Raw genomic sequence first — 22,245 nt, 5'->3', positions numbered from 1 at the left:
CGTGGAGGTGACCGCGATCCTGGGCTTCGTCACCGACGACGCCTTCGCCGGGCGGGCAGTGGACCCGGTCGACGTCCCCTGGGGTGACGCCCGCAAGCACCGCCAGGCGCTGCGCACGGCCGGTGGCCGGGACGTCGTCGTCCGGCTGCCGCGCGGCAGTTTCCTGGCCGACGGCGCCGTGCTGGTCGAGGACGGCGCGACCGTCGTCGTGGTCCGGCGCCCGGCCGAGGACGCGATCGTGCTGCCCTTCGCCGACAACACCGGCGCGGACGCCGTGCGCCGTGCCCTGCTCCTGGGCTACCTGCTCGGCAACCAGCATGCGCCGCTCGAGGTGTCGGCCACAGAGCTGCGGACGCCGCTGCTCACGGGTCCCGGGACCGCGCGGAAGCTGCTCGAGGACCTGCACCTGCACGGCCGCGTCGACACGGTTGCGCTGGCCGCCCACGGGTGGACCAACACCTCGGCCGACCACCACGGGCAATCGGCGACGCACGGGCACCACCATGCCCCCTGACCGGTGGGACGCCGAGCTGGCGTGGCTCCAGCTGCACGACAGCGCGTTCCCGTCCGGGCGTTTCGTCCACTCGAACGGCCTGGAAGCCTGGCTGGCAGCGCACCCGGCGGCCGGCGCCGAGGTCATCGCGGCGGTGATCGAGGCCCACCTGCGCCACAACGTCGGCACGCTCGACGCGGTCTGCGTCGCGCACGCGTACCGGGCCGGGTCGACAGCGGACCTCGTGCGGCTGGATCGCCTGGTGCGGGCGCACAAGCTCAGTGCCGCCGCGCGGACCGCCTCGGAGTCCTGCGGCCGCCAGCTCGCCCTGGCCGCCCGGCGGACGCTCGCGCCGCTGGACCACGACGAGTTCCTCGGCCTCGTCGCCGCAGGCGAGACGCCCGGCAACCTGGCCGTGGTCGAGGGCGTCGTCCACCGGGGCCTGTCCATCGGCCTCGCCCGCGCCGTGCTGGGCCACCTGCGCTCGGCCTACTCGGGGATGCTCTCCGCCGGGGTGCGGCTCGGCCGGATCGGTCCGCTGGAGACCCAGCGCCGGCTCTTCGCCGGGGCGCCCCTGCTCGTCGAACTGGCCGGCGCGGCAGTGGAGACGCCGATCGACGGCATCTCGGCGGTGACGCCCGAACTCGACGTGTACGCCATGCGCCACGAGACCACCGCAGCCCGGCTGTTCAGCACCTGATCCTCCGCCGGCGCGCACCTGCGTCGGCGGCCTCCCGTCCCGTTCCCCCCGTAGAGAGGCTCCACCATGCCCAGAGTCCGCCGCCGTGCAGTGCTGCCGGCCACCGCCGCCGTCCTCGGTCTCGTCCTCACCGCCTGCGGCAGCCGCGTGGGTGAGGACGGCGCCGGCGCCGCGCCCGCGGAGTCCTGCGTGGACACGAGCGGCGACAGCATCAAGGTCGGCGCCATCAACTCCCTCTCGGGGGCCACCGCCATCAACGAGACCGTCATCCGTGACGCCATCGAGTTCGCCGTGGACGAGATCAACGCCGACGGAGGCGTGCTGGGCAAGCAGCTCGACCTGATCGCCGAGGACGGTGCCTCCGACCCGACGGTGTTCGCCGAGAAGGCCGAGAAGCTGGTGACGTCGGACTGCGTCGCGGCCGTCTTCGGCGGCTACACCTCGGCCAGCCGCAAGGCCATGCTGCCGGTCTTCGAGGACAACGGCGGCCTCCTCTACTACGGCCAGCAGTACGAGGGCCTGGAGGACTCCTCGAACATCTTCTACAGCGGGGCCACCACGAACCAGCAGATCATCCCGGCCCTGGACTACCTCAAGGAGCAGGGCGTCACGTCCCTGTACCTGGTCGGCAGCGACTACGTGTTCCCGCGCACCTCGAACGCCATCGTCAAGGCCTACGCCGATGCCAACGGCATCGAGATCAAGGGTGAGGACTACCTGCCGCTCGGGGCGACGGAGTTCTCCACGATCGTCAACAAGATCCGCACCGCGGACGCCGACGCGGTCTTCAACGTCGTCGTCGGCGACTCCCTCGTGGCGTTCTTCCGGGAGTTCACCGCCGCCGGCCTCACCGCCGCGGACATGCCGGTGATGTCGATGTGCCTGGGCGAGGAGGAGGTCGCCGCCGTCGGGGTGGAGAACGTGCGGGACCACCTGGCGTCGTGGAACTACTACCAGACCCTCGAGACGCCGGAGAACACCAGCTTCGTGGAGGCCTTCCGGGCGGAGTACGGGGCCGACCGCGTCACCTCCGACCCCATGGAGTCGGCCTACACCGGCGTCCACCTGTGGAAGGCGATGGTCGAGAAGGCCGACTCCTTCGACGTCGCGGACGTCCAGGAGGCAGCTGACGGCGTCTCCTACGACTCACCGGGCGGGACCGTCGTCGTCGACGGCGACAACCACCACATCTCGAAGACCGCGCGGATCGGCCAGATCCGGGCCGACGGCCAGATCGTCTCCGTCTGGGAGTCCGACGGGGCGATCGAGCCCGACCCGTACCTGACCACCTACGACTGGGCCGAGGGCCTGGCCGACTGATTCCGGGACCGTGCGGGGCGTCCCCGACGCCCCGCACGGTCCACCGGCAGAGAGGAGCCCCCATGGACGTGGTGGTCTCACAGATCTTCACCGGGCTCAGCACCGGCTCGATCATGCTGCTCGCAGCCACGGGCCTGGTCCTGACCTTCGGTCAGATGGGCGTCATCAACATGGCGCACGGCGAGTTCATCATGGCCGGCAGCTACACGGCCTACGTCGTCCAGCAGGCGACCGCCTCGGCCGGTGCCTCGCTCCTGATCTCCCTCGTCCTCGGCTTCCTCGTCGGCGGCGCGATGGGTGTGATCATCGAGATCACCCTGCTGCGCCACCTGTACCACCGGCCGCTGGACACCCTGCTGGTCACGTTCGGGGTGGGGCTGGTCCTGCAGCAGGTGGCGCGGGACGTCTTCGGGGCGCCGGCGGTGAACGTGCGGACGCCGTCCTGGCTCTCGGGCTCGGTGGAGGTCCTCGGCGCCGTCGTCCCCCGGACGCGGCTGTTCATCCTGGTGCTGGCGCTGGTCTGCCTGGCCGCGCTCGCCGCCGCCCTGCAGTACACGGCCCTCGGCCGCCGCACCCGCGCGGTCATGCAGAGCCGCGACCTGGCGGAGTCCAGCGGGATCTCCAGCCGCCGGGTCGACCTCACCACCTTCTTCATCGGCTCGGGCCTCGCCGGCGTGGCCGGTGTGGCGCTGACGCTCATCGGCTCCACGAGCTCCACCGTCGGCCAGTCGTACCTGATCAACGCCTTCCTCGTGGTGGTGGCCGGCGGTCTCGGCCAGCTACGTGGAGCGCTCATCGCCGCCTTCGTCCTCGGCCTCCTGCAGTCGTTCCTGGAGTACTCCACCACCGCGTCGGTCGCCCAGGTCCTCGTCTTCGTGGTGATCGTCGTGTTCCTCCAGTTCCGCCCGCAGGGACTGTTCAGCCTCAAGACCCGGAGCCTGGTATGAGCACGACCACCCCCGCCGCACCCGCCCGCCGCTGGCCGGCCGTCCCCGGCCCACTGCGCACGGGCGCCGGCTTCGCGCTCGCCGCCGTCGTGCTGTTCGCCGTCGCCCCGGCGGTGCTCAGCGACTTCCGCCTGGGCCTCCTCGGCAAGTTCCTGTGCTTCGCCATCGTGGCCGCCGGCATCGGCCTGGCGTGGGGCCGCGGCGGCATGCTGACCCTCGGTCAGGGGCTGTTCTTCGGCATGGGCGCCTACGTGATGGCGATGCACCTGAAGCTCGCCGACGCCCAGGTCCGCGGGGACGCCGTCCCGGACTTCATGTCCATCGCCGGGGTGCGGGACGTGCCCGGCTGGTGGCAGCCGTTCGCCTCGCCGGTGGTGACGCTGCTCGTCGTCCTCCTGGCGCCGGGGGCGGTCGCGGTGCTGCTCGGCCTCATGGTGTTCAAGCGCCGGGTCAAGGGCGCCTACTTCGCGATCCTGTCCCAGGCGCTGGCGGCGGCTCTCGCGACCTGGGTCGTCGGCCAGCAGATGCTCGGCGGCAGCAACGGCCTCAACCGGTTCCGCACCTTCTTCGGCTTCGACCTCTCCGACCCGGCGAACCGGCGGCTGCTGTTCTTCATCGCGGCCGGCACGCTGCTCGTGGTCGTGGCCGTCGTGCGGCAGCTCATGCGCAGCCGGTACGGCGAGCTGCTCGTCGCGGTCCGCGACCAGGAGGAGCGCGTGCGCTTCCTCGGGTACGACCCGGCCAACGTGAAGGTGGTCGCCTACACCGTCGCCGCGACGTTCGCCGGCATCGCCGGGGCGCTGTTCGTCCCGCTCGTCGGCATCATCTCGCCGTCGGACGTCGGCATCGTCCCGTCCATCTCCTTCCTCATCGGAGTGGCCATCGGCGGCCGGGACACGCTGCTCGGCCCCGTCCTCGGCGCCATCGGCATCGCCTGGGCCGAGTCGTCGCTGTCGGAGAGCTTCCCCTCGGCGTGGGTCTACGCCCAGGGGGCGCTGTTCATCGTGGTGGTCGGCTTCCTGCCCGGGGGACTGGCATCCCTCGGTGGAGTGCTCCGGCGACGGGGCCGACCGGCGGAACGCGTACCCCACGAGGAACCGGACGAGCCGGCGTCGGTCCGCACGACCGAGCCGGAGAAGGAGCCCGTGGCATGAGCACCCACACCCCGTCCACCCGTACGGAGCGGGACCCGCTGTTCGGCGGCAACGCGGGCATGGGCAGCGAGTACCTCGAGGTCCGCGGCCTGTCGGTCACCTTCGACGGGTTCAAGGCCGTCCAGGACGTCGACCTGACACTGCTCCAGGGCGACCTGCGCTTCCTCATCGGCCCGAACGGGGCGGGGAAGACAACGGTCATCGACGCGATCACCGGCCTCGTTCCGGCCACCGGCAAGGTCAACAAGTCCGGCACCCAGTTGCTCGGCCGCAAGACCCATCAGATCGCGCGGTCCGGCGTCGGGCGGACCTTCCAGACGGCGAGCGTGTTCGAGGAGCTCACCGTCCTGCAGAATCTGGACATCGCCGCCGGCGCCGGGCGATCGCCGTGGACCATGCTCCGGCGACGCCCGGGCGTGGAACCGCGCATCGCCGAGGTGCTCGACACCATCGGGTTGGCGAGCCTGGCCGAGGTGCGCGCCGGGATCCTCGCTCACGGCCAGAAGCAGTGGCTCGAGATCGGCATGCTCCTGGTCGGCAACGCAGACGTGCTGCTGCTGGACGAGCCCGTGGCCGGCATGAGCAAGGAGGAGCGCGAGCAGACCGGCCAGTTGCTCCGCCGTATCGGGGCCGAGCGCACCGTCGTCGTGGTCGAGCACGACATGGACTTCATGCGCCAGTTCGCGACGTCCGTGACCGTTCTGGCCCGCGGCCGGGTCATCGCCGAGGGCTCGGTCGCGGAGGTCCAGGCCGACCCCAGGGTCCAGGAGGTCTACCTGGGCACCACTGCCGCAGCGGAGTACACCGCCGAGATCGGAGGGGCCTGACATGTTGGAGCTGCGCGAGGTGCACACCGGCTACGGCCGCAGCACCGTGGTGCACGGCGCGTCCCTGACCGTCCCCGAGGACGGCATCGTCGTGCTCATGGGCCACAACGGCGCCGGGAAGACCACACTGCTGCGAGCCGTGATGGGTCTGCTCAGGATCACCGCGGGGGCGATCACCTTCGACGGGCAGGACATCTCGGCGCTCCGGCCGCACGCCCGCGTCGCACGCGGCCTGGCCTACGTCCCGCAGGGACAGCACTCGTTCGGACAGCTGACCACCATGGAGAACCTGCAGGTGGTCGCGGATGGCCGGAGCAACGGCCGCCGGCTGGTCGAGGAGGCTCTGGAGAGGTTCCCCGCGCTCCTGGAGGTCCTCGACCGGAGGGCGGGACTGCTCTCCGGAGGCCAGCGGCAGCAGCTCGCCATCGCCCGTGCGCTGATCACCGAGCCGCGGATGCTCATCCTGGACGAGCCCACCGAGGGGATCCAGCCCTCGGTCGTCGCCGAGATCGAGCGGACGATCCTCGACCTCACGCGCCGCGGGGATCTCGGCGTCCTCCTGGTGGAACAGCACATCGGTTTCGCGCTGCGGGCCGCCGACACCTACTACGTGCTCGAGTCCGGCCGCATCAGCTCCAGCGGGTCCGCCGGCTCCGGCGCCGAGGCCGACGTGCTGGCAGCGATGGCGATCTGAGGACGGCCGGAGCCGGCGCCCGTCGGACGCCCGGTCCGCCGGTCGTCGATGGCGAGCCGGGCCCGGCGGGCCAGCCGCAATGCCGTCAGGGCCACGCGCCCGGACCGGCCGGTCAGGCGCCCCCGGAAGTCGGCGATCGCGGCGTTCCACTGCGGGTCGGCGTAGGTGGGATAGGGGTGCATCGCGCCCGTGAGGTGCGAGGTCGTCAGCCCGCGCGACACCGCCAGCGTCAGCTCGGCGAGCGCCTCCCCGGCGCGGGGGCCGACGACGGTCGCTCCCCTCAGCCGGTGCCGGCCGTCCACGACCAGCCGGGTGAACCCGTCGGTCGCCTGCTCGGCGATGGCCCGGTCGGCCCGGCGCAGCGGCTGGGTGTGCACCCGGCGGTCGGGACCCGGGTCCGCGGTGGGCTCCCCGACCGTGGCGACCTCGGGGCGGGTGAAGGTCACGCGCGGCACCGCCGCCAGGTCGATCCGCCGGCGCAGGCCGAGGACGGCGTTCAGGGCGGCGTGGTTGCCGTGGACCCCGGCGACGTGGGTGTACGCGGGGTGGCCGGTGACGTCGCCGGCGGCCCAGATGCGCGGGTTCGTCGTCCGCAGCGCGTCGTCCACGACCACGGAGCCCCGCTCGTCCACGGCGACCCCGGCCGCCGCCAGGCCCAGGCCCCCGGTCCGCGGCGTGCGGCCCACGGCCACGAGCAGCCGGGTGAAGTCGGCGGTGCCGCCGTCGGCCAGGTGCAGCCGGCCACCGGTCGGGTCGCCGGTGACCCGGACCGGCGTGCTGCCGGTGCGCACGTCCACGCCGTCCCGGCGCAGGGCTGCGGTCACGGCCTCGGAGGCCTTCGGGTCCTCGCCGGCGAGCAGCCGGTCGCCGGCCTCCACCAGGGTGACGGAGACGCCGAGCCGGGCGAAGGCCTGCGCCAGCTCGCAGCCGCTGGTCCCGCCACCGAGGACGGCGAGCCGGTCCGGCAGGTCGGGCAGGTCCCACACCGAGTCGGTCGTCAGCGGCTCGACGTCGGCCAGGCCGGCGACCTCGGGGAGGGCCGGGGCCGAGCCGGTGCACACGAGCGCCTGGAGGAAGCGGACGGGCACGCCGTCCACCTCCGCGCCCGTTGCCCCGGTGAACCGCACGGAGCCGGTCGCCGTCTCAGCACCCGAGGCGCGCACGGCCTCCGGTGAGTCGACCGGCGCGATGGTGGTGATCGCCTGCCGCACGGCGGCGAGCACGGCCGGCCCGTCGACCTGCACGTCCCCCACGTGGACGCCGTACTTCGCGGCGTCCCGCGCTCCGGCCGCGGCGTGCGCGGCGGACAGGAGCGCCTTGGACGGCACGCACCCGGTCCACAGGCAGTCGCCGCCGAAGCGGTCACGCTCGACCAGCAGGACCCGGGCGCCGAGCGACGCGGCCACCTGGGCTCCGATCAGGCCGGCCGTCCCGGCGCCGACGACGAGCAGGTCCCAGCGGCGACGGGCGAGTTCGGGGGAGGACATGCCCCACCCTCGCACCGCTCCGGGGGTTCCCGCTCCGGCCCGGCGGTGTGTGTGGGGGCGGGGGGCCGGTCCTGGCGGTCTGGCCGCGTTGGTCGGTCCACCCAGCGATGGGTGGCCATTCGTTGCCGGCTGCCCCCGCCCGGAACCACTGTGACCCAGGCCACACCGGAGCGTCAAGCCGTGTCGAGGACGCGGACGCGACACACCGGCGACACGCCGCTCGGCGGTGAGAGGTCCGGTGACGGGGTGGCGACGAAGCGTGACGTTCGGCACGATGGGGAACCGACACGGATCGAGACCGGGGAGCGGGCATCAGGGCGATCCAGGTGGGCGCCGCCGCGACGGCGCCACGAGCGGTACTGCGGACCCGACGGTCCGCTGGCGCCCTCGCCTGCCTCGTGCTCGCGCTGCTGGGCGTCGCCGTCGGGGCGGCCGGGCCCGCCGCGGCCATCGACGACGCCACCCGTCCCGACGCCCGCGTCACCCACGGGCCGAGCTGCCGCCCCGGCGGTCTGGTGGTCGAGGTCGTCGCCGGCACGCTGCCGTACTCGGTCCGGCTGACCACGACCCGCAGCCCGGAACCGGAGGCCGAGGCGCTGCTCCAACCCGGGCAGGCCGTGGTGCTGCGGACCGGCGACGTCGCCCCGGGCGAGACGATCGACGCCCGCCTCGAGTACGCCGCCCAGGACGGCTCCGGGACGACGTCCGTGGACGAGCTGGCCGACTACACGTTCACCCGCCCCACCGCCGAGGACTGCGACGCGGCGACCGCGCCACCGCCGTCCCCGACGCCGGAACCGACGCCGGAGCCGACGCCCGAGCCGGAGCCCGTCCCCGAGCCGACGACGACGCCGCAGCCCCCGGTCCCGCCGTCCTCCACGCCACCGCGGCCCGCGCCGTCGTCCCCGGTGCCCTCGACGGCGCCGTCGCCCACCACCCGGCCCTCGCCCTCGACGGCGCCCACCACCCCGCCCTCGTCCTCGTCGTCGTCGGTGGCCGAGCCTTCCCCGAGCGGGACGTCGGTGGCTGCCGGCGGGACCGTCCGGATCCGCGTGGAGGGCTACCGGCCGGGCGAGCGGGTCACCATCGCGCTGCGCGGGAGCGGTGAGGTGCTGGGCTCGGCCACGGCCGCCGACGACGGCTCGGTCACCGCCGAGGTGCGCATCCCCGAGCGGACCGCGACCGGTCCGGCGGCGCTCGACGTCGTCGGCGGGAGCCCGGAGTCCGCGGCCGCCGTGCCCCTGCAGGTGGCCGCCGCGGTGTCCGACACCGGCGCGGGCGAGGCGTCGTCGCTCCCGCTGCTGGCGGCCGCGGGCGCGCTCACGGCCACCGGTGCGGCGCTCGTGTCGGCGGCCGCCCGGCGCCGACCCGGCCGCTGACGAGCCGACGCGGCGGCGACGGTTTCAGGGCTCCCCGATGGGGGGATCCCGCTGCCGTGCCACGGTCCGAGGACGCGCTCGCGCGCGGGATCCCGCGGGACCCCGCCGCTCTTCCCGGAGTCGCTCCCCGCCCCGCCGAGACGTGGTTGCGCATCGTCCAGGTGCACGACCGCATCACGCGGCGGGTCGACTCGGCTCTGCACCGCCAGCACGACATCTCCCTCACCGGCTTCGAGGCGCTGCGGCGGATCGCCGAGTCGCCGGGGGAGCGGGCCTCGATGAGCGAGGTCGCCGAGGCGCTGGGGCTGTCCCGTCCCGGGGTGACGAGCACCGTGAGCCGGCTGGTCGCCGACGGCCTCGTCCTGCGCGAGCGCGGGGACGCCGACCGCCGGGTGCTGCACGCCACGCTCACCCCCGCCGGGCGCACCCGGGTGACCGAGGCGGCGCGCACGCACGACGAGCTCGTGGCCCACCTGCTCACCCTGCTCGGGGACGACGCCGCCGTCGTCACCGACGCCCTGGCGCGGGTGTCGTCCGCCGCGCGTTCCCGGCGCTGATCCGGAGCCGGCACGCGACGGTTACCGGCGGGTTCGCATCGTTGCCGCTTCGTTGCTCCCCGGCCCTGTCCGCGCCACCGGCCTGTGCTTGCATGGTGCTCCGGGTCACAGCGGGCCCTGATGGATCAGGGTGAGCCAGGGGGGGGAACAGTGATGGGACGCACCATGCGGACCGCTCCGGCACTCCTCCTGGTGGCGGTCGGGGCGCTCGCCGGTTGCGGCAACGACGGCGGTGGCGGTGGCGGTGGCGACAACGGCGGCGCGAACTACCCGAGCGACGACATCCGGCTGCTCGTCCCCTATGCCGCCGGAGGCCCCACCGACCTGACCACCCGAACCGTCGGTAGCTGCCTCGAGGACGAGCTGGGTGAGACGGTGGTCGTCGAGAACCTGCCCGGCGGCTCGGGCGCGCTGGCCACCAGCGAACTGGTCCAGGCCGAGCCCGACGGGTACACGCTGTCCCTGGTCACCGCCGGGACGATGGTGCTCACGCCGCTGGCCAACGAGGTGGGCTACACCTACGAGGACATCACTCCGATCGGCGTGATGGCCGACGTGCCCTCCGTGCTCGCCGTCGGCAAGGACTCGCCCTACGCGTCGGCGGAGGACCTCGTCGAGGCGGCGGAGGCCGCGCCCGGCACCGTGAACGTCGGGGTCCCCGGCGCCTCGACCCCGCAGGGCATCGAGCTCCAGCGGCTTGCCGACGACCACGATGTCGAGGTCACCGTCGTCCCGTTCGACGGCAACGCCGAGATGACCGCCGCGCTGCTCGGCGGCAACATCGACGCCGTCCTCATCAACGCCTCCCAGGACGTCACGGCGAACATCGACTCCGGCGACTTCGTGCCCCTCGTCGCCTCGTCCGAGGAGCGGCTCGAGTGGCTGCCCGACGTGCCCACCTTCACCGAGCTGGGCTTCGAGGGCCTGACCCTTTCCGGCTCCACCTTCGGCCTCGCCGGCCCGGCCGGCCTCCCCGACGACGTCGTCAGCACCCTCGAGGACACCCTGCGCTCGTGCCTGGAGCAGGACGAGGTCCGGGAGGGCATCGGCGAGGACTACGTGCCGGACGAGTTCGCCGACGCCGGCGAGCTGGCCGACATCCTCGAGCGCACCCACGAGGTCTACGAGCCGATCCTCGGCTGAGACCACCCTCTCGATTTCCCGATCGCACGCCCAGCACCTGGAGGACTCCCATGCGCCCCATCCGACGGACCGCACCCGCCCTGATCGCGGTCTCCGTGCTCATGCTCGCCGCCTGCGGTGGCGACGACGAGGGCGGCGGCGGCGGTGGCGGTGGTGGTGAGGCCGCCACCGACTACCCCACCGACGACATCACCCTCTACGTGCCCTACGCGGCCGGAGGCCCCACCGACCTCGCCGCGCGCACCATCGGCACCTGCCTGGAGGACGAGTTCGGGCAGACCGTGATCGTGGAGAACCGGGAGGGCGCCTCCGGTTCCATCGGCATGCAGGCGATGCTGGCCGAGGACCCCGACGGGTACACCCTCTCGCTCATCGCGGTCCCCGCGTCGGCCACCAACCCCCTGCAGGGCGAGGACGTGGGGTACACCAACGACGACTACGTCCCGATCGCCGCGGTCACCGAGATCCCGTCCGTCCTCGCCGTGGGGGCGGATTCCGAGTACGCCGACGCCGAGGCCTTCTTCGAGGCGGCCGAGGAGAACCCCGGCCAACTGAACGTCGGCGTCCCGGGGACGACCACGTCCCAGGCCATGGAACTGAAGCGCATGGCCGAGGAGTACGACATCGAGCTGACCCTCCTGCCGTTCTCGGGCAACGCCGAGATGACCGCCGCGCTGCTGGGCGGGAACGTGGACGCGGTCTTCATCAACAGCTCGCAGGACGTGCTGTCGAACATCGAGGCCGGCGAGTTCACGCCGCTGGCGGTGAGCACCCCCGAGTCGGTCGACTACATCGATGCGCCGCCGCTGGCCGAGGTGGGCTTCCCCGAGCTGACCAACAGCGTGTCGGTGTTCGGTCTGGCGGCCCCGGCCGAGACGCCGGACGACGTCGTCAGCACGCTCGAGGACGCGGTGAGCACGTGCCTGGAGAAGCCGGAGACGGTCGAGCAGCTCGGCGAGCAGTACGTGCCCGACGAGTTCATCGGCACCGAGGCCTTCCGGAGCCGGATCGACGAGATCGTCGAGGTCTACGGTCCGATCCTCCAGGACTGACCGGTCGCCGCGGGTCCTCCGGGGCCCGCGGCACCCGGCATCCCCCGCTCAGTCGACCAGGAGATCGATGTCCAAGCACCTCTTCCGGATCGCACCGCTCGTGCTGCTGCTGTTCGGCGTCGCCGCCATGCTGCAGGCGCGCGACCTGTCCCTGGGCGAGCTGAGCGCACCCGGCCCCGGACTGTGGCCGTTCATCGTCGCGAGCCTGCTCTCGCTGACCGCGCTGGTGCTGCTGTTCATCGACGACCCGGCGGACTACGAGCCGTGGACGCGGGGAACGGTCGGCATCGCGCTGGGACTGGTCAGCCTCGGCGTGTTCATCGTGCTGTTCGAGCAGATCGGCTTCCTGGTGCCGGCGGTGCTGATGCTGCTGATCTGGCTCCGCCTCTTCGCCCGGGAGCCCTGGCGCTGGGCGGTGCCGCTCGCGGTGATCGGCGCCGTGGTGTTCCACCTGGTCTTCGTCGAGGCACTCGGGGTGCCCTTCCCCGACGACATCGTGCTGGGAGGCTGACGTGGGCATCATGGACGGCCTCGGCGAAGGCTTCTCCGTCGCGCTGGACCCCACCAACATCCTGTACGTCTTCCTCGGCGTGCTCATCGGCACCGTCATCGGCGTCCTGCCGGGGCTGGGGCCGACGGCGACCATCGCGCTGCTGCTGCCGATCACCTACGAGCTGGAGCCGACCTCCTCGGTCATCCTGCTGGCCGGCATCTACTACGGCTCGATGTACGGCGGCACGATCACCTCCGTGCTGCTGCGACTGCCCGGTGAGGCGGCCTCGGTGGTCACCGTGTTCGACGGCCACCAGATGGCCATGCAGGGCCGTGCCGGGCCGGCGCTCGGTATCGCTGCGGTGGGCTCCTTCATCGGCGGCACGTTGTCGGTGGTCGGCCTGATCCTGCTGGCACCTCCACTGGCCGACCTGGCGGTCCAGTTCGGCGACCCCGAGTACGTCGCACTGACCGCGTTCGGCATCCTCCTGGTCACCTACCTCGGCACCAAGCACCCGGTCAAGGCGCTGTGCATGGCGGCGCTCGGCCTGCTGCTGGCCACCATCGGGCGGGACCTGGTCACGGGCACCAGCCGGTTCACCTTCGACCAGGTCGAGCTGTTCGACGGTCTGGACTTCGTGGCGGTGGCCATGGGCCTGTTCGGCGTCGGGGAGATCCTCTACAACCTGGAGAAGACGGAGAAGGCCGAGCAGATCAAGAGCAAGGTCAAGAACATCTGGCCCAGCCGCCGGGACTTCCGGGACTCCTCCGGGGCCATCGCCCGCGGATCGGTGCTCGGGTTCTTCCTCGGCGTGCTGCCCGGGGGTGGCGGCGTCATCTCCTCCCTGGCCAGCTACGGGATGGAGAAGCGCCGCGCCAAGGATCCGAGCCGGTTCGGCAAGGGCGCGATCGAGGGCGTCGCCGGCCCCGAGACGGCGAACAACGCGTCGTCCACCTCGGCGTTCGTCCCGCTGCTCACGCTCGGCATCCCGCCCAACGTGGTGCTGGCGCTGATCTACGGTGCGCTGCTGATCCAGGGCATCACGCCCGGCCCGCAGCTCATCGACAACAACCCGGAGATCTTCTGGGGCGTCATCGCCTCGATGTTCATCGGCAACCTGATGCTCCTGGCGCTGAACATCCCGCTGGTCGGGTTCTTCGTCCAGCTGCTGCGCGTCCGCGCGGGCATCCTCGCCGCGTTCGCGCTGCTGATCACCATGGCCGGCGTCTTCTCGGTCAACAACGACGTCTTCGACATGTGGGTCGTGCTGGTGTTCGGCATCATCGGCTGGCTGATGAAGAAGACCGGCTTCGAGCCCGGTCCGCTGGTGCTCGCGTTCGTGCTGGGCGCCATCCTGGAGGAGTCGTTCCGCCGGTCGATGCTGCTCTCCGGCGGGGAGTTCAGCATCTTCTTCACCCGGCCGATGTCGGGCACGCTGTTCGCGGTGATGGCCCTGGTCGTCCTGTACAGCTCGGTGATGGGCATCCGGCGCCGCCGGCAGCGCAGCCAGCTCCCGGGCGTCGCGGAGGAGGAGCTGAGGGCGACCGGCCTGGAGGCCGAGCCCGAGGGCACCGCCGGGGTGGCGGCCACCAGCGGCCGGACCGACGGCCGAGCCGACGACGACGGCGTGCCCGGTACGGGCGGGGGCAGCACGCGCGCCGGGGGCGACCGGCCCTGAGCCGCGGCCCCGCGCGGGACTGGTGCAGAGTGGGCGCGAGCCGGGCGCGGGTCCCGCACGAGCGGACGGGGAGCGGTAGTTGATCGACAAGAGGGTCGGGTCGCTCGTCGAGGCGGTCGCCGACATCCGCGACGGCGCGACGGTGCTGGTCGGCGGGTTCGGCAACTCCGGCATCCCCGTGGAGCTGGTGCACGCCGTCCTGGACCAGGGCGCCCGCGACCTGACGCTGGTCACCAACAACGCCGGCAGCGGCGACTCCGACGTCGCGGCGCTGCTCCGCGAGCACCGGGTGCGCAAGATCATCTGCTCGTACCCGCGGACCAGCGGCTCGATCTGGTTCGAGGAGCGCTACCGGGCCGGCGAGATCGAGCTGGAGCTGGTGCCACAGGGCACGCTCAGCGAACGCATGCGCGCGGCCGGCGCGGGCCTGGGCGGCTTCTTCACCCCCGCGGGTGCGGACTCGCTGCTCGCCGAGGGAAAGGAGGTGCGGATCATCAACGGCCGCCGGCACGTCTTCGAGGAACCCCTGCACGGGGACGTCGCCCTGATCAAGGCCCGCAAGGCCGACCGCTGGGGCAACCTCGTCTACTCCACCGCGGCGCGGAACTTCGGCCCCACGATGGCCACCGCCGCGACCCTGACCGTCGTCCAGGTGCGCGAGTTCGTCGAGCTCGGCGACCTGGACCCCGAGTGCATCGTGACCCCCGGCATCTTCGTCGACCGGGTCGTGGAGGTGGGCGTGTGATGAGCGGACCCCGGCTCTCGCTGACCGACATGGCCCGCCGCGTGGCCCGCGACATCCCCAGCGGCGCCTACGTCAACCTCGGCATCGGCATGCCCACGCTCGTCGGCGACGTCGTCTCGCCCGAGAAGGAGATCGTCTACCACTCGGAGAACGGCATCCTCGGGATGGGCCCGGCGCCCGCACCGGGGGAGGGCGACCCCGAGCTGATCAACGCCGGCAAGCAGCCGGTGACCCTGGTGCCCGGCGGCTCGTACTTCCACCACACCGACTCGTTCATGATGATGCGCGGCGGCCACATCGACGTGACGGTGCTCGGCGCCTTCCAGATCTCGGCGACGGGGGACCTCGCGAACTGGGCCACCGACGAGGTCGGGCACCCGCCGGCGGTGGGCGGCGCGATGGACCTCGCGGTCGGGGCGAAGCGGGTGCTCGTGCTGATGACGCACACCACCAAGGACGGCCGACCCAAGATCCTTCCCGCGTGCACCTTCCCGCTCACCGCGGCCGGCGTCGTGGACCGGATCTACACCGAGCTCGCCGTCATCGACGTGACGGCCGACGGGCTGGTCGTGCGCGAGGTGGTCGCCGGGCTGGAGCGCGCGGAGCTCCAGGAGCGCACCGGCGCCCGGCTGGCCTTCGCCGACGACGTGGCGGAGCTGGAGCCCGGCGCCGTCTGACCGCCCCCCGGTCAGGTGGACGGGCGAAGAACTTCAAGCCCGTAGTGTTTCTGTCCGATCCGGTCCGGGCAGGACGCGATCATGCTCGCGGAGTGCACGGTCGTCGTGCCCACGATCGGGCGGCCGTCGCTCGACGTGCTCCTCGATGCGCTCGCCGCTGCCCCGGGTCCGCGGCCGGCCGAGCTGATCCTCGTCGACGACCGCCCGACCGGGGAGCCGCTGCGCCCGGAGCGCCCCGGTCTGCCGCCCGTCCGCGTGGTGCGCACCGGCGGCGGCGGCCCGGCCCGCGCCCGCAACCTGGGCTGGCGCAGCGCCCGCACGCCGTGGATCGCCTTCCTCGACGACGACGTCGTCCCCGACGCCGACTGGTACGAGCGGCTGGCGACCGACCTCGCCGACCTCCCCGCCGACGTCGCCGGCAGCCAGGGCCGCGTCCGCGTCCCCCTGCCCGAGGACCGACGGCCCACCGACTGGGAGCGCGGCACCGCCGGCCTGGCCACCTCCAGCTGGATCACCGCCGACCTGGCCTACCGGCGGGCCGCGCTGTCGGCGGTGGGCGGCTTCGACGAGCGCTTCCCGCGCGCCTTCCGCGAGGACAGCGACCTGGCCCTGCGGGTCATGGACACCGGAGCGCGGCTGGTCCGCGGCGAGCGCTGGATCACCCACCCGGTGCGGCCCACCGACCACTGGGTCAGCGTGCGCGTGCAGGCCGGCAACGCCGACGACGTCCTCATGCGACGGCTGCACGGACCCGACTGGCGGAAGCGCGCCGACGCCGCGCTGGGCCGCCGTCCGCAGCACACCGCCGTCACCGCTGCCGCGCTGGCCGCCGTCGGGCTCGCTCTCGCCGGCCGACCGAGGGCCGCAGCGCTGGCCGCCGCCGGCTGGCTCGCGGGGACGGCCGAGTTCGCGTGGGCGCGGATCGCATCCGGACCGCGCACCCGCGACGAGGTGACCACGATGATCGCCACCAGCGCCGCCATCCCGCCGCTGGCGACGTGGCACTGGCTGAAGGGCGTCGTGCAGCACCGCGGCGTGCCCCGCTGGACGGGCCTGCCCGACCTCGTGCTCTTCGACCGCGACGGCACCCTCGTCCGCGACTACCCCTACAACGGCGACCCGGCCCTGGTGAAGCCGGTCGACGGTGCCAAGGAGTCGCTGGACGCGCTGCGCGCCCGCGGGGTCAAGGTCGGGGTGGTCAGCAACCAGTCCGGGGTGGCCCGCGGGATCATCACCCGGGAGCAGGTGGACGCCTGCATGGCGCGCCTCGAGGAGCTGCTGGGCCCCTTCGACACCCTGCAGGTCTGCCCGCACGGCCCCGACGACGGCTGCGACTGCCGCAAGCCGGCGCCCGGCATGGTCAAGGCGGCCTGCGCCGAGCTCGACGTCGACCCCGCCCGCTGCGTGGTCGTCGGTGACATCTCCGCCGACGTCGACGCCGCGGCCGCCGCCGGGGCGACCGGGATCATGGTCCCGACGCCGGTGACGCGGAAGGCGGAGGTGGCCGCCGCGGCGCACGTCGCGCCGACGCTGACCGCCGCGGTCGACGCCGTCCTGGGTGGCCGGTGGTGACCCGCCCGCGCACCGTCCTCGTCGCTCGGCTCGACAACGCCGGCGACGTCCTCCTGCAGGGGCCGATGGTGCGCGCCGTCGCGCACGGCGCCGACCGGGTGGTCTTCCTGGCCGGCCCGGCCGGTGCCGCGGCCGCAGAGCTGCTGCCGGGCGTCGACGAGGTGTGGACCTGGGCCTGCCCGTGGATCCTCGGGGACCCGCCGCCGGTGGACGCCGACGACCTCGCCCTCCTCACCGACCGGGTGCGGACACTCGCCCCCGACGAGGCGATCGTGTCCACGTCGTTCCACCAGTCGCCGCTGCCCCTGGCCCTGCTGCTCCGGAGCGCCGGCGTCCCCCGGATCTCGGCGATCAGCGTCGACTACCCCGGCTCCCTGCTCGACGTCCGCCACCGCGTGGACGACGACCTGCCCGAGCCCGAGCGGGCGCTGTCCCTGGCCCGCGCGGCCGGCTTCGACCTCCCCCTGGGCGACGACGGCCGGCTCGACGTCCGCCGCCCGCTGCCGGACGTCGACCCCGAGCCGGGCTACGTCGTCGTGCACCCCGGCGCGTCGGTGCCGGCGCGCGCCTGGCCGGCCCAGCGGTGCGCCGAGGCGGTCGAGGCGCTGGCCGGCGCCGGGCACCGGGTGCTGGTCACCGGCGGCCCGTCCGAGCGCGAGCTCACCGCCTTCGTCGCCGGCAGCCGCGGCGTCGACCTCGGTGGCGGGACGACGCTCGCCGAGATGGCCGCCCTGCTCGACGGCGCGGCCGCGGTCGTCGTCGGCAACACCGGCCCGGCGCACCTGGCCGCTGCGGTGGGGACGCCGGTCGTCTCGCTGTTCGCCCCCGTCGTCCCCGCGGCCCGGTGGGCGCCCTACGGCGTCCCCACCGTGCTGCTCGGCGACCAGTCCGCACCCTGCCGCGACACCCGGGCGCGCGAGTGCCCCGTGCCCGGCCACCCCTGCCTGACCTCGGTGACGGCGCTCGACGTCGTCGCCGCGGTCGAGAAGCTCGCCACGGTCCAGCAGCCGGCCGTCGCCCCACCTCCCGCCGCGCCCCGAGAGGCGGCGGCGACCTCTCAGGGGGCACCGTGAAGATCCTGGTCTGGCACGTGCACGGCTCCTGGACGACGGCGTTCCTCCAGGGCGGTCACGACTACCTGATCCCCGTCGTCGACGGCAGGGGCCCTGACGGCCTGGGCCGCGCCCGCACCTGGGACTGGCCGGCGAACGCCCGCGAGGTCACGCCCGAGCAGCTGCGTCAGGAGCAGCCCGACGTCGTCGTCCTGCAGCGCACCCGCGACCTGGAGCTGGTCCGCGAGTGGCTCGGCGCCGAACCCGGCCGCGACCTGCCGGCGGTCTTCCTCGAGCACAACGCCCCCGGCCTGGAGCCCGACGACGGCCCGGTGCCGCACACCCGCCACCCGATGGCCGAGCGCACCGACATCCCGATCGCCCACGTCACCCACTTCAACCGGCTCTTCTACGACAACGGCCGGGCGCCCACCACGGTGATCGAGCACGGCATCGTCGACCCCGGCGAGCACTGGACCGGTGAGCTCGCGCGCGCCGCCGTCGTCACCAACGAGCCGGTCCGCCGCGGCCGCACCGTCGGCGCCGACCTGCTGCCCGGCCTGGCCGGGGTCGCGCCGGTCGACGTGTTCGGCATGGGGCTGGCCGGCCTGCACGAGCAGTACGGCCTCGACCCCGAGCGGGTCACGCTGTTCGACGACCCGCCGCAGGCCGCCATGCACACCGAGCTGGCCCGCCGCCGCGTGTACGTGCACCCGGTGCGCTGGACCTCGCTCGGGCTCTCGCTGCTGGAGGCCATGCACCTGGGCATGCCGGTGGTCGCCCTGGCCACCACCGAGGTGGTCGAGGCGGTACCGGCCGAGGCGGGCGTGATCTCCACGCGGCCGGAGCGGCTCTGGGCGGCGGTGCGGGACTTCCTGCACGACGAGGACGCCGCCCGGCTGGCCGGCAAGGCTGCCCGCGCCGCGGCGCTCGAGCGCTACGGGCTGGCCCGTTTCCTGGGCGACTGGGATGCACTCCTGACGGAGGTGACGCGATGAGGATCGACCTGGTCAGCGAGCACGCCAGCCCGCTCGCCGCCATCGGCGGCGTGGACGCCGGCGGGCAGAACGTGCACGTCGCCGCCCTGGCCGCCGGCCTGGCGCAGCGCGGGCACGAGGTCACCGTGCACACCCGCCGGGACGACGAGTCGCTGCCCGAGCGGGTGGTCACGCAGGACGGCTACAACGTCGTCCACGTGCCCGCAGGACCGGCGCACGAGCTGCCCAAGGACGACCTGCTCCGGCACATGCCCGAGTTCGCCGCCAACCTCCGTCGCGCATGGGGCGCGCACGCACCCGATCTCGTGCACGCGCACTTCTGGATGAGCGGGCTGGCCTCCGTGGCCGCCGCCGGCGACATCCCCGTGCTCCAGACGTTCCACGCCCTCGGCTCGGTCAAGCGCCGCCACCAGGGGGACGCCGACACCTCGCCGCCCAACCGGATCGAGCTCGAGCGCTCGCTGTGCCGGAGCGTCGCCCACGTGGTGGCCACCTGCACCGACGAGGTCTTCGAGCTCCGCCGGCTGGGCCTGACCACCGACCGCGTCTCGATCGTGCCCTGCGGCGTCGACACCTCGGTGTTCACCCCGGACGGCCCGATGGCGCCGCGGTCGGAGCGCAAGCGGCTGCTGGTGCTCGGGCGGCTGGTCGAGCGCAAGGGCCAGGACGACGCGGTGCGGGCGCTGCGCGCGGTCCCCGACGCCGAGCTCGTCGTCGTCGGCGGTCCGCCGACCGACCGCATCGACGCCGACCCCGAGGTGCGCCGGCTGCGCGGCATCGCCGCCGAGGCCGGCGTGGCCGACCGGCTGGTCTTCGCCGGTTCCGTGGCCCGCGCCGACGTCCCGGCCTGGGTGCGCTCGGCCGACGTCGTCCTCGCCGTGCCCTGGTACGAGCCGTTCGGCATCACGCCGCTGGAGGCCATGGCCTGCGGCCGGCCGGTGGTCGCCACCGCCGTCGGCGGGCTGCAGGACAGCGTGGCCGACGGCGTGACCGGCGACCTGGTGCCGCCGCGCGACCCCGAGCGCCTCGGCCAGGTGCTCGCCGCCCTGCTCGCCGACGACGCCCGCCGCGCCGCCTACGGCGCTGCCGGGGTGGAGCGGGCCCGCGACCGCTACCGGTGGAGCCGCGTCGTGGCCGACACCGATTCCGTCTACCGGCAGGTCCTCGCCAGCCGCCGTCCCGTGGAGATCGCCCGATGAGCGTCAACCCGCACTCCTTCTTCGAGAACGTCGCCGTGGAGGTCCCCGACCCGGCGACCTGCACGCACCTCACCGGCGCCGACCACGTGGCCTCGCTGAGCGCCGCGCTCGGGTCGCTGAACGGCCAGCTCGACGTCCTCGACGACTGGGGCCGGCTGCTGGCCGGCGTGCTGACCGGGCAGAGCCGGGGTCGGCTGCTCGCGGCCGGCAACGGGGGCAGCGCCGCCCAGGCGCAGCACCTCACGGCCGAGCTCGTCGGCCGCTACCGCGCCGACCGGCCCCCGTTCTCCGCGATCTGCCTGACCGCCGAGACCTCGTCCCTGACCGCGATCGCCAACGACTACCCGGCCGACGAGCTGTTCGCCCGGCAGGTCGAGGCGCACGGCCGCCCCGGTGACGTGCTGATCCTGCTGTCCACGTCGGGCCGTTCCCCGAACGCGGTCGCCGCGGCCCGCCGGGCACGGGAGTGCGGGATCACCACGCTGGCGATGACCGGCCCGGCACCGAACCCGCTGGCCGCGGTCGCCGACGACGCGGTCTGCATCGACTCCCCGTGGACGGCGACGGTCCAGGAGTGCCACCTCGTCGCGCTGCACCTGGTCTGCGCCGCCTTCGACGCCGCCGTGCTGGCCGAGCCCTCGCGCGTGCCGACCGGGCCGACGCTCGGAGCCGCCCGATGACCCGGCGCACTTCCGCCCGGCCGCTGGTGGTCGTCGGCGACGCCCTGCTCGACGTGGACCTGGTGGGCAGCGCCTCCCGGCTGACCCCGGACGCACCGGTGCCGGTGGTCGAGGACGTCGAGCGCCGCGAGCGGCCCGGCGGTGCGGCGCTGGCCGCGGTCATCGCGGCCGCCGCAACCTCCCGCGAGGTCGTCCTCGTGGCGCCCTTGGACTCCGACGACGGCGCGGGCCGACTCCGGGAGCTGCTCGACGGGCGGGTGCGGCTCATCGCCATCCCGGCCGGCGGCGGCACCGCGGTCAAGCAGCGCATCCGGGTCGGCGACCACTCCGTCGCCCGGCTGGACAGCGGCGCGCCCGTGGCCACGCTGGGCGCGCTGCCGGCCGAGGCGGCCGAGGCCATCCGCGACGCCGCGGCCGTGCTCGTCGCCGACTACGGCCGGGGGACGACGGCCGACGCGAGCGTCCGGGAGGCGCTCGCCGCCGCCCGCGGCCCCGTGGTCTGGGACCCGCACCCCCGCGGCGCCGAGCCGGTGCGGGGCATCCGGCTGGTCACGCCCAACGCCGCCGAGGCCGCGCGCGTGGTGACCGACGTGACCGGCGAGGGGCTGGCCGCCGTGGGCGCCCGTGCCGAGGCGCTCATCGAGCGGTGGGGCGTGGGCGCGGTCGCGGTGACCATGGGCGCCCGCGGTGCGCTGCTGTCCTACGGCCCGGGCGCGCCCATGGTCGTTCCCGCGGTGCCGGTGACCGGCGGGGACCCGTGCGGCGCCGGTGACTCGTTCGCGGCCGCCGCGGCGCTGGCGCTGGCCGACGGTGCGGTGACCGGCGAGGCCGTGTCGTCGGCCGTCGCGTTCGCGGGAGCCTTCGTCGCCCGCGGTGGAGCGACCGCGTGGGACGCCGAGATCGAGGCCCCCGACGTGGCCGCCGAGCCCGGTGCCGAGGGCGTGATCGCCCGCGTGCGGGCCGCCGGGGGCACCGTCGTCGCCACGGGTGGGTGCTTCGACCTCCTGCACCCGGGGCACGTGGCCACGCTGCGGGCCGCGCGCGGCCTGGGCGACTGCCTGGTCGTGTGCATCAACTCCGACGACTCCGTCCGCCGGCTCAAGGGCCCGTCGCGCCCGCTCAACAGCGCACCCGACCGGGCCCGCGTGCTCGAGGCGCTGGAGTTCGTCGACGCCGTCGTCGTGTTCGACGAGGACACCCCCTCGGCGGTGCTGGAGCGGCTGCGACCCGACGTGTGGGCCAAGGGCGGCGACTACGCGGGCGCCGACCTGCCCGAGGCCGCGGTCCTGCGCACGTGGGGCGGGCAGGCCGTCGTCCTCCCGTACCTGGACGGCCACTCGACCACCGCCCTGGTCGAGCGCTCCCGCGTATGAAAGGACCCTGCTGCCCCCCGCGCCT

Annotated in this window: 22 protein-coding genes; 21 read left to right on the top strand and 1 reads right to left on the bottom strand. The window is 74.0% G+C overall.

Translation table 11 applies throughout. The features are described from left to right. Position 1 precedes the first annotated feature (1 nt). From BLS70_RS11935 to urtE, 7 genes are all read left to right on the top strand, one after another. Positions 2 to 514, top strand: coding sequence for an urease accessory protein UreE (locus tag BLS70_RS11935; protein ID WP_091767846.1), 513 nt, complete (start codon positions 2 to 4; stop codon positions 512 to 514). Continuing rightward, complete coding sequence (locus BLS70_RS11930; protein WP_091767843.1) at positions 504 to 1,193, top strand: urease accessory protein UreF; 690 nt, start codon at positions 504 to 506, stop codon at positions 1,191 to 1,193. Before BLS70_RS11935 ends, BLS70_RS11930 begins: the two co-directional genes overlap by 11 nt. Positions 1,194 to 1,259: 66 nt before the next feature. Beyond that, the gene (urtA, locus tag BLS70_RS11925; RefSeq protein WP_091767839.1) at positions 1,260 to 2,513 is read left to right on the top strand and encodes an urea ABC transporter substrate-binding protein; all 1,254 of its coding nucleotides are present in this window, start codon (positions 1,260 to 1,262) and stop codon (positions 2,511 to 2,513) included. A 62-nt stretch (positions 2,514 to 2,575) separates the two neighbouring features. Further along, a complete protein-coding gene (gene urtB / locus BLS70_RS11920; protein ID WP_091767836.1) occupies positions 2,576 to 3,460 on the top strand; it encodes an urea ABC transporter permease subunit UrtB in 885 nt (294 codons plus the stop codon). Further along, positions 3,457 to 4,614 carry an urea ABC transporter permease subunit UrtC gene (gene urtC / locus BLS70_RS11915; protein ID WP_091767833.1) on the top strand — a complete coding sequence of 386 codons (1,158 nt, stop codon included), beginning with the start codon at positions 3,457 to 3,459 and terminating at the stop codon, positions 4,612 to 4,614. The genes urtB and urtC overlap by 4 nt, the downstream gene beginning before the upstream one ends. Further along, positions 4,611 to 5,441: an urea ABC transporter ATP-binding protein UrtD gene (gene urtD, locus BLS70_RS11910; protein ID WP_091767830.1), complete on the top strand. Its 831-nt coding sequence runs from the start codon at positions 4,611 to 4,613 to the stop codon at positions 5,439 to 5,441. Before urtC ends, urtD begins: the two co-directional genes overlap by 4 nt. A gap of 1 nt (position 5,442) precedes the next feature. Beyond that, positions 5,443 to 6,135 carry an urea ABC transporter ATP-binding subunit UrtE gene (urtE, locus tag BLS70_RS11905; RefSeq protein WP_091767828.1) on the top strand — a complete coding sequence of 231 codons (693 nt, stop codon included), beginning with the start codon at positions 5,443 to 5,445 and terminating at the stop codon, positions 6,133 to 6,135. Here the strand turns inward: urtE and BLS70_RS11900 are convergent. Beyond that, positions 6,048 to 7,622: a dihydrolipoyl dehydrogenase family protein gene (locus BLS70_RS11900; protein ID WP_091767826.1), complete on the bottom strand. Its 1,575-nt coding sequence runs from the start codon at positions 7,620 to 7,622 to the stop codon at positions 6,048 to 6,050. The two genes, urtE and BLS70_RS11900, sit on opposite strands and share 88 nt — an antisense overlap. A 398-nt stretch (positions 7,623 to 8,020) precedes the next feature. On the opposite strand from BLS70_RS11900, the gene BLS70_RS11895 reads away from it, so the two are divergent. The 14 genes from BLS70_RS11895 (at position 8,021) to rfaE2 (ending at position 22,220) form a co-directional block, all read left to right on the top strand. Further along, positions 8,021 to 9,001, top strand: coding sequence for a hypothetical protein (locus BLS70_RS11895; RefSeq protein ID WP_091767823.1), 981 nt, complete (start codon positions 8,021 to 8,023; stop codon positions 8,999 to 9,001). A 56-nt stretch (positions 9,002 to 9,057) separates the two neighbouring features. Next, positions 9,058 to 9,558 (top strand): MarR family winged helix-turn-helix transcriptional regulator, encoded by a 501-nt coding sequence (locus BLS70_RS11890; protein WP_091767820.1) that lies wholly within the window; start codon positions 9,058 to 9,060, stop codon positions 9,556 to 9,558. A 165-nt stretch (positions 9,559 to 9,723) separates the two neighbouring features. Next, on the top strand, positions 9,724 to 10,701 hold the full coding sequence (locus BLS70_RS11885) for a tripartite tricarboxylate transporter substrate binding protein (RefSeq protein ID WP_091768477.1): 978 nt from the start codon (positions 9,724 to 9,726) through the stop codon (positions 10,699 to 10,701). A gap of 50 nt (positions 10,702 to 10,751) precedes the next feature. Further along, positions 10,752 to 11,753 (top strand): Bug family tripartite tricarboxylate transporter substrate binding protein, encoded by a 1,002-nt coding sequence (locus BLS70_RS11880; RefSeq protein ID WP_091767817.1) that lies wholly within the window; start codon positions 10,752 to 10,754, stop codon positions 11,751 to 11,753. A gap of 67 nt (positions 11,754 to 11,820) precedes the next feature. Then, positions 11,821 to 12,264, top strand: coding sequence for a tripartite tricarboxylate transporter TctB family protein (locus BLS70_RS11875; RefSeq protein ID WP_091767814.1), 444 nt, complete (start codon positions 11,821 to 11,823; stop codon positions 12,262 to 12,264). Between the two features lie 10 nt (positions 12,265 to 12,274). Continuing rightward, entirely contained in the window at positions 12,275 to 13,924 is a 1,650-nt protein-coding gene (locus BLS70_RS11870) for a tripartite tricarboxylate transporter permease (protein WP_091768474.1), read from the top strand. A gap of 79 nt (positions 13,925 to 14,003) precedes the next feature. Next, entirely contained in the window at positions 14,004 to 14,669 is a 666-nt protein-coding gene (locus BLS70_RS11865; protein ID WP_091767811.1) for a 3-oxoacid CoA-transferase subunit A, read from the top strand. Next, on the top strand, positions 14,669 to 15,346 hold the full coding sequence (locus tag BLS70_RS11860; protein ID WP_091767808.1) for a 3-oxoacid CoA-transferase subunit B: 678 nt from the start codon (positions 14,669 to 14,671) through the stop codon (positions 15,344 to 15,346). Before BLS70_RS11865 ends, BLS70_RS11860 begins: the two co-directional genes overlap by 1 nt. A gap of 81 nt (positions 15,347 to 15,427) precedes the next feature. After that, positions 15,428 to 16,918, top strand: coding sequence for an HAD-IIIA family hydrolase (locus tag BLS70_RS11855; protein ID WP_091767806.1), 1,491 nt, complete (start codon positions 15,428 to 15,430; stop codon positions 16,916 to 16,918). After that, positions 16,915 to 17,991: a glycosyltransferase family 9 protein gene (locus BLS70_RS11850; protein WP_218122385.1), complete on the top strand. Its 1,077-nt coding sequence runs from the start codon at positions 16,915 to 16,917 to the stop codon at positions 17,989 to 17,991. The genes BLS70_RS11855 and BLS70_RS11850 overlap by 4 nt, the downstream gene beginning before the upstream one ends. Continuing rightward, complete coding sequence (locus BLS70_RS11845) at positions 17,988 to 18,968, top strand: glycosyltransferase (RefSeq protein ID WP_091767804.1); 981 nt, start codon at positions 17,988 to 17,990, stop codon at positions 18,966 to 18,968. Before BLS70_RS11850 ends, BLS70_RS11845 begins: the two co-directional genes overlap by 4 nt. Further along, positions 18,965 to 20,167 carry a glycosyltransferase gene (locus tag BLS70_RS11840; protein WP_091767802.1) on the top strand — a complete coding sequence of 401 codons (1,203 nt, stop codon included), beginning with the start codon at positions 18,965 to 18,967 and terminating at the stop codon, positions 20,165 to 20,167. Before BLS70_RS11845 ends, BLS70_RS11840 begins: the two co-directional genes overlap by 4 nt. Beyond that, a complete protein-coding gene (locus BLS70_RS11835) occupies positions 20,164 to 20,847 on the top strand; it encodes a D-sedoheptulose-7-phosphate isomerase (RefSeq protein WP_091767800.1) in 684 nt (227 codons plus the stop codon). The genes BLS70_RS11840 and BLS70_RS11835 overlap by 4 nt, the downstream gene beginning before the upstream one ends. Then, complete coding sequence (gene rfaE2, locus BLS70_RS11830; RefSeq protein WP_091767798.1) at positions 20,844 to 22,220, top strand: D-glycero-beta-D-manno-heptose 1-phosphate adenylyltransferase; 1,377 nt, start codon at positions 20,844 to 20,846, stop codon at positions 22,218 to 22,220. Before BLS70_RS11835 ends, rfaE2 begins: the two co-directional genes overlap by 4 nt. Positions 22,221 to 22,245: the final 25 nt, after the last annotated feature.

This window comes from Blastococcus aurantiacus (genome assembly GCF_900102425.1).
In the GTDB taxonomy this organism is placed as follows: domain Bacteria; phylum Actinomycetota; class Actinomycetes; order Mycobacteriales; family Geodermatophilaceae; genus Blastococcus; species Blastococcus aurantiacus.
The sequence above is the reverse complement of the archived record's forward strand: the minus strand, read 5'-3'. Positions and strand labels throughout refer to the sequence as shown.